The following is a 7,201-nucleotide window of genomic DNA, read 5'->3' as shown; positions in this document are numbered from 1 at the left end:
TTGTAAGCCGCCGCAATAGCCTGCACAGAGGCGTAAGCGTACAGGGTGTAACCTTCCGGTTCGAAGCCACTGGCGCGGAACTTCTCAATCACCGCTTTGCCATCCGGAATGGTGCGCGGGTCATTACCGAAGGTCATGTAAACCCCTTTGGTGTATTGAGGGCCACCTGCCGCTGTCACCATCTCTTCCGTCACGATGCAGTCTCCGGAGAAGAAGGCGGCATTCACACCCTGCTCACGCATTTGACGCACCAGCGGACCGGCTTCTGGATGACAACCTCCGAAATAGACCACGTCGGGTTTCACCGCGCCAATCTTGGTGACCAGCGCATTGAAGTCTTTCTCACCGCGTGAAAGCCCTTCATACAGCACCTCTTTCACGCCACGTTTTTCCAGCGCAGCTTTGGTGGCATCGGCCAGCCCCTGACCGTAAGTGTCTTTGTCATGAATTACCGCCACCTTTTTCGCTTTCAGTTTGTCGATAATGAAGTCCGCCGCAATCGCGCCTTGCTGATCGTCACGGCCACACATGCGGAACATGGTTTTCATGCCGCGCTCGGTGATTTGCGGGTTGGTGGATCCGGGGGTGATCGCCAACACGCCAGCTTCGTCATACACCTCTGACGCGGGCATGGTAGAGGAGGAACAGAAGTGGCCCACCACCGCCATCACTTTGTCCTGATCGACGAGTCGGTTTGCTACTGATACTGCTTGTTTGGGTTCGCAGGCATCATCGCCCTGCACCAGCACAATTTTTTCGCCGTTAATACCGCCAGCGGCATTGATATCATCAGCAGCCTGACTTGCACCCTTCCAGTATTGCGCCCCGTAGGTCGCATTTGGGCCAGAGAACGGGCCTGCCACACCAATCTTGATATCCGCCTGAGCGTAAAATGCCATGCTCAGACAACCTGCAAGTACCACCTTCACTGGGTGTTTCATGAATTTCAAAGACATGCTTTCAATCCTCAACGGGTCAGGAACGGAGCCATACCACGGCCTGGGAGAAATCAATTTCTGAAACTTTTGCAGCACTGTATGCAGCCGATAGGGCCACGATTTAGGATCAAGCAAGAAACTCGCCAAAGAAGACGGTCGGTGGCAGCTTTTTGCAGTGGCATCGCGCCAGGGTAGACGAGGCGCGAGGTGACATCCCTGCTAATCATAAACATAGCCAGAGTTAAGCCGCATACCAGCACCGTGATGGTGCAGAATGCGGTCGATCACAGATTATTCATCGTGCTGGGGTGTTTATCCGCTATGCTCTGGTCAAATCGGTCCACGTTTCCTGAAGGAGAATCTATGAATACGCAACGGAACGGATTGAGTAGCCAGCAGGCACTGGATGAACTGGAGCGCCTGTATGAAAGCGCAGTGGAAGCACTGCGCAACGCGATTCGCGATTTCACGACAACCGGCACGCTGCCGGATGAAGATGCGCGACAGAAAGGTCTGTTTGTTTATCCGGAACTGCGCATCACCTGGCTGGGTGAAGGCCCACAGCAAAACCGCACTCGTGCATGGGGACGTTTTACCCACACCGGCAGTTACAGCACCACCATTACCCGCCCGGCACTGTTGCGTCACTACCTGAGTGAGCAATTACAGATGCTGGAGAAAGAGTACGACGTCCTGGTTGAAGTGGTGCCTTCACAGCAGGAGATTCCGTACCCGTACGTCATTGATGGCCTGACACTGGATCGCTCGATGAGCGCCAGCATTGCGCGCCATTTCCCTACCACCGAACTGTCGCAGATTGGCGATGAAACCGCAGATGGCCTGTTCCATGCTAATGCCATTTTCCCGCTGTCACACTTCGATGCACTGCGCACTGATTTCTCACTGGCGCGTTTACGCCACTACACCGGCACAGCCGTCGAGCATTTTCAGCCGTTTGTGCTCTTTACTAACTACACGCGCTATGTCGATGAGTTTGTGCGTTGGGCGATTGAGCAGGTTCAGGATCCTTCCACACCCTATGACAGCCTTGCCTGTGCTGGCGATGTGGTGATCACCGCTGACACCCAGGATCCCACGGCAATGATGTCTGATCTGGCCTGGAAGAAGCACCAGATGCCGGCCTGGCACCTGACATCACCGAATCGCCGTGGCATCACCCTTGTGAACATTGGTGTGGGTCCGTCCAATGCCAAAACCATCTGCGACCATCTGGCAGTGATTCGCCCCCACGCCTGGCTGATGATTGGTCACTGCGGCGGCCTGCGTGAAAGCCAGACCATCGGTGATTACGTGCTGGCGCATGCATATTTGCGTGACGATCATGTACTGGATAGTGTGCTGCCGCCGGACATTCCTATTCCGAGCATTGCTGAAGTGCAGCGCGCGCTATATGACGCCACCAAAGCCGTGAGCGGCATGCCGGGAGAAGAGGTGAAACAGCGTCTGCGCACCGGTACGGTAGTGACCACAGATGACCGTAACTGGGAGTTGCGTTACTCCGCTTCTGCACTGCGCTTTAACCTGAGTCGCGCGGTGGCAGTTGATATGGAGAGTGCCACGATTGCCGCGCAAGGCTATCGCTTCCGTGTACCTTACGGCACCTTACTGTGCGTCTCGGATAAGCCACTGCACGGCGAGATTAAATTGCCGGGCCAGGCGAATCGTTTCTATGAGGGGGCGATTTCTGAGCATCTGCAGATTGGCATTTGTGCGGTAGAACTGCTGCGTGCTGAGGGCGATAAGTTGCATTCAAGGAAGTTGCGCACCTTTAATGAACCCCCTTTCAGGTAAAGGTTTAACTCCGGTCCCAATGGGACCGGAGTTACATTGGATTTCAGTTCAAACTTTAACCAATATGTCTTTCACAAACCAGGCCAGCACAGCCAGAATAGCGGGCACCATAATGGACCAGGTGAGTCGGTCATTCAGCTTTTCAAATTTCACATTGAGCTTTTCAAACCTCTCATCGATCCTGACAAACTTCTTCTCAAATTTTTCATCCATGCGTTCAAACTTCACATCGATGCGTTGTTCCATTTTGTCTAGCTTGTCGTCGATGCGCAGTTCCATTTTGTCCAACTTGTCGTCGATGCGCAGTTCCATTTTGTCCAACTTGTCGTCGATGCGCACTTCCAACCTTTCCAGTTTATCGTCAAAGTGAAGCGCCATTTTTCCCAACTTATCGTCGAAATTCAGCGCCATAGTCCCCAGTTTATGGTCGAAGTGCAGCGCCATTTTTCCCAACTTATCGTCGAAATTCAGCGCTATAGTCCCCAGTTTATCGTCGAAGTGCAGCGCCATCTTTTCGAACTTACCATCGGTACGCTTTTCCGACTTTCCCATTTCTCCCAGCAATTCGGTACGCAGCGTGCCGATATCGGCCTTAGTCGCAAAATTCTCGGATCGCGCGGTCAGGACGGCAACATCCTGTTGAATTTGATGCGTAGTTTTTTCCAGTAACCCGACTCGTTGAGTTAACTCTTCCATTTTTGAATCTCCGATATTCCTGACGACATAGATAAGTGGTGGAAGAAACGGGGCAGTACGCATGGCGTATTCCATTACAAACCTCCAGAGAGTCCCGGCTATCTCTTCACCTTGCAGCGTAGTGAAACAGATTCGAGCCGATTAAACATTCCACGAACCCGCCATTCGCGGCAAAAAAGTTCAGGCAGGCATCAATACGTCGCACAGGCTAAAACTGGCAGAGAAATAACAAAAGCAGTCACAGTGAGGGATTGCGAGAGATGGCACATAAAATATTGTTGGGGATGAAACAGAAAACACGGAAGCCCGAGCGGGCTTCCGGAAACCAAAACTTAAGCGCTCAGCCAGCCCAGTTTGATGACGAACAGAATCGAGAGAATCACCAGTGCAGCATTGATCTCTTTCGTACGACCACTCAGCAGTTTTACCACGGTCCAGGTAATGAAACCGAAGGCGATACCGTTGGCGATGGAGTAAGTCAAAGGCATGGTCAGCGCGGTGACGGTCACTGGCGCAGCCGTGGTGATGTCTTTCCAGTCAATTTCGGCCAAACCAGAGGCCATCAACACCGCCACAAACAGTAATGCCGGTGCGGTGGCGTAAACCGGGACGCTACCCGCCAGCGGCGAGAAGAACAGGCTCAGCAGGAAAAGCACAGCGACGACAATCGCTGTCAAACCAGTACGACCACCAGCACTGACACCCGCAGCCGATTCAACATAGCTGGTGGTCGTTGAGGTACCCAGCAGTGAACCAAACAGCGCAGCCGCACTGTCAGCGATTAACGCACGGCCCATTTTCGGCACATTGCCCTGCTCATCCGCCAGACCCGCACGCTTGGTCACGCCCAGCAGCGTACCGGTGTTATCGAACACATCCACAAACAGGAAGGCGAAGATAACGCTCACCAGACCCACGTTAAACGCACCGGCGATATCCAGTTGCATAAAGGTGGGTGCAATAGAAGGGGGTGCTGAGAACACGCCACCAAATGGCGTCAGACCAATGCCCATCGAGATAAAGGTCACGACCAGGATGCCGATCAACACTGCGCCGGTCACGCGACGCGCTTCCAATGCCACAATGATGAAGAAGCCTAACAGTGCCAGCAGCGGACCCGGTTTGGTCAGATCGCCCAGGCCAACCAGTGTAGCCGGGTTATCCACCACGATGCCCGCGCCTTCCAGCGCAATCAGTGCCAGGAACAAGCCGATACCGGCAGCGATACCCGCGCGCAGAGGCAGCGGAATACTGGCAATAATCCACTCACGAATTTTGAAAATTGACAGCGCAAAGAAGATCACCGCTGACAGGAACACCGCGCCGAGTGCGATCTGCCAGGTATAGCCCATGTGCAGCACAACGGTATAAGTGAAGAAAGCATTGAGCCCCATGCCCGGTGCCAGCGCGATGGGATAGTTGGCGATCAGCCCCATCAGCACACAGCCAATTGCCGCCGCTAAGCAGGTCGCCACAAAGACCGCACCTTTATCCATGCCGGTCGCACCGAGAATGCTCGGGTTAACAAACAGAATGTAGGCCATGGCCAGGAAGGTAGTGATACCCGCAATGATTTCGGTGCGCACGGTGGTGTTGTGCGCTTTAAGTTTGAAGAGTTTTTCTAACATCATCATCTCTCATGAGCGGAGACGGCACGGGTGCACGTTCTCTCTTGCCAATGTGGTTAACAAACTAATTATTGTATTGATGAAAGCGACACACGCTGGACCCAAGGCAGACACACCTTCCGCTTTCCCCTGTCCACATAGCAATAGCTATGCCATCACCGTACGCAATCGTTTACGTTTCAAAATGCGGTTACGGTTAGGATAATTCTGAACCCGATCAGGGCGCGATTATGGTGCATTGCACCATGGCTGCGCAATCGTTTTCCCTTCTACTGCCTTCTGGAGGAAAAAGATTGCGGCAACGCACGCTTTCGCACACTGATCAGCGATGGCGCTCACGTTTCTGCAGCACAGGACAGCAGCTCAAAAACATCGGGTTACACTGCTTTTAACCCTTTCGCAACATAAGAGACAGCGCAATGAAGCCCGCGATTTTGGTCGTTGATGATGATCGTGCCGTGTGTGAATTGCTGCACGATGTTTTGAGTGAACATGTGTTTACCGTCTACAGCTGCCATCAGGGCAAAGATGCCCTTGCGCTGCTCAGCCAGCATCCCGAGATCTCCCTGGTGATGCTGGACATGATGCTACCGGACACCAACGGCTTACTGGTGCTGCAACAGATGCAGCGGCAGCGGCCGGACCTGTTGGTTATCATGCTGACCGGGATGGGGTCGGAAGCAGATATGGTGGTGGGATTAGAGATGGGTGCGGATGATTACATCGCCAAACCCTTTAATCCTCGGGTGGTTGTCGCGCGCGCGCGTGCAGCACTGCGCCGCTGTGGACGTTTGACACAAGCTGATGCACAGCAGGATGAAGGATGGCAATTCAATGGCTGGCGGCTGGATGATGCGCGTTGTCAGTTGTTTAATCCTCAGCGCGAAAGTGTCGCCCTCACTCAAGGCGAATATACCCTGTTGCGCGCCCTGGTGGGTCACGCACGCAAAGTGCTGACGCGCGATCAACTGCTGGAACTGACTCACAATGAGAGTCTTGAGGTGTTCGACCGCACCATAGACGTGCTCATCATGCGACTGCGGCGGAAAATCGAAGCCAATCCACACCAACCCAGCCTTATCCGCACCATCCGTGGCCTCGGTTACGTATTTTCCGCTGATGTATTGCGTCCGGCTTCAGCCGCGCGTGAAACACAGATTGCCTGATTCATCCAGCGCTGCATCTCGGCCAATGGCCGCGTGCCGTCCAGCGCATTCGCTGCATGCAAATTGAAACAAGCGCAGGTATGTGCCAGCTTCAATGTCTCCAGCAGGGGCCAACCTTCATGACTGGCATATAACACCCCAGCACAAAACGCATCTCCCGCCCCAACGCTGCCCACAATCTCCTCTGGTTTCAGGCACCACGCCGGCTGCCACCCTGCTTCACCCCTGCTCTCTTGTCCCCAGGCACCTTCAGGGGCATGGATCACCACGCGTTGGCGCACGCCCTGTTCCAGTAACCAGGCGGCGGCCTCGGCAAACGCGCTGGGTGCTGCCAGCCCCGAAGCGCTGCGCAGCGTCACGCCAGTGAGTGACTGCGCCTCCAGTTCATTAATCACCAGATAGTCGAGCCAGCGTAACGCCGGCACCACCAACGGGCGATACTCCCCGGTTCGCGACACCAAATCCAGCGAAGTGAGGTAACCCCGTTGCTGCATTTGTGCCAGCAGATGCGCGCTGCGCGTACCAAAAATCTCATCAGGCTGGTCGAGACTATCCAGCAACAACAAATAGCCGAGATGAAATATACGATGTGAAGTGACAACTTCAGCAAAATGGGGCAAATCCAGTTCGGCATTGGCGCCGCGGGCATGGAAAAACGTGCGTTGACCATCGGGCGTGGTCATCACTTGTGTCATCGCCGTGCTGACATTGCGCGTGCGTTGTACAAACTGACGATCAATCTGATGATCGTCCAGCAACTGCACGATGTAATCACCGTCACTGTCCCCGCCCACCATGCCGACACCGGCCAGCGGCAAATTGACCTGCATGCGCGCCAGGGTGAACAGCACATTCAGTGCAGCGCCTCCGCTGCACTTCTCACTGTGGGTGATCTCCGCTAACCAGCCTTGTTCTGGCCAATGCGTGATACGTTGTACATGATCCACCAGCATACTGCCCG

6 protein-coding genes are annotated in these 7,201 nt (G+C 54.3%); 2 read left to right on the top strand and 4 right to left on the bottom strand.

What is annotated here, in order from left to right; genetic code table 11:
* Positions 1-956, bottom strand: a 956-nt coding sequence (locus H7A81_RS24255) for a branched-chain amino acid ABC transporter substrate-binding protein (RefSeq protein WP_182058973.1), incomplete at its 3' end; no start/stop codon positions are given.
* A 345-nt stretch (positions 957-1,301) separates the two neighbouring features.
* Between H7A81_RS24255 and H7A81_RS24250 the strand changes: the two genes are divergently transcribed.
* Positions 1,302-2,750: an AMP nucleosidase gene (locus H7A81_RS24250; RefSeq protein WP_097116728.1), complete on the top strand. Its 1,449-nt coding sequence runs from the start codon at positions 1,302-1,304 to the stop codon at positions 2,748-2,750.
* Positions 2,751-2,798: 48 nt separating this feature from the next.
* On the opposite strand, the gene H7A81_RS24245 is transcribed toward H7A81_RS24250, so the two are convergent.
* A complete protein-coding gene (locus H7A81_RS24245; RefSeq protein WP_182058972.1) occupies positions 2,799-3,521 on the bottom strand; it encodes a hypothetical protein in 723 nt (240 codons plus the stop codon).
* Positions 3,522-3,778: 257 nt separating this feature from the next.
* Complete coding sequence (locus tag H7A81_RS24240) at positions 3,779-5,077, bottom strand: NCS2 family permease (protein ID WP_211728366.1); 1,299 nt, start codon at positions 5,075-5,077, stop codon at positions 3,779-3,781.
* Positions 5,078-5,493: 416 nt separating this feature from the next.
* On the opposite strand from H7A81_RS24240, the gene H7A81_RS24235 reads away from it, so the two are divergent.
* Positions 5,494-6,240 (top strand): response regulator, encoded by a 747-nt coding sequence (locus tag H7A81_RS24235; protein WP_182058971.1) that lies wholly within the window; start codon positions 5,494-5,496, stop codon positions 6,238-6,240.
* On the opposite strand, the gene H7A81_RS24230 is transcribed toward H7A81_RS24235, so the two are convergent.
* Positions 6,177-7,201, bottom strand: a 1,025-nt coding sequence (locus tag H7A81_RS24230; RefSeq protein WP_182058970.1) for a carbohydrate kinase family protein, incomplete at its 5' end; no start/stop codon positions are given. The genes H7A81_RS24235 and H7A81_RS24230 overlap by 64 nt on opposite strands.

Origin of the sequence: Pantoea sp. ME81, from assembly GCF_903970985.1 — a bacterium.
Lineage (GTDB): Bacteria > Pseudomonadota > Gammaproteobacteria > Enterobacterales > Enterobacteriaceae > Pantoea > Pantoea communis.
This window is presented reverse-complemented; position numbering and strand designations above follow the sequence as displayed.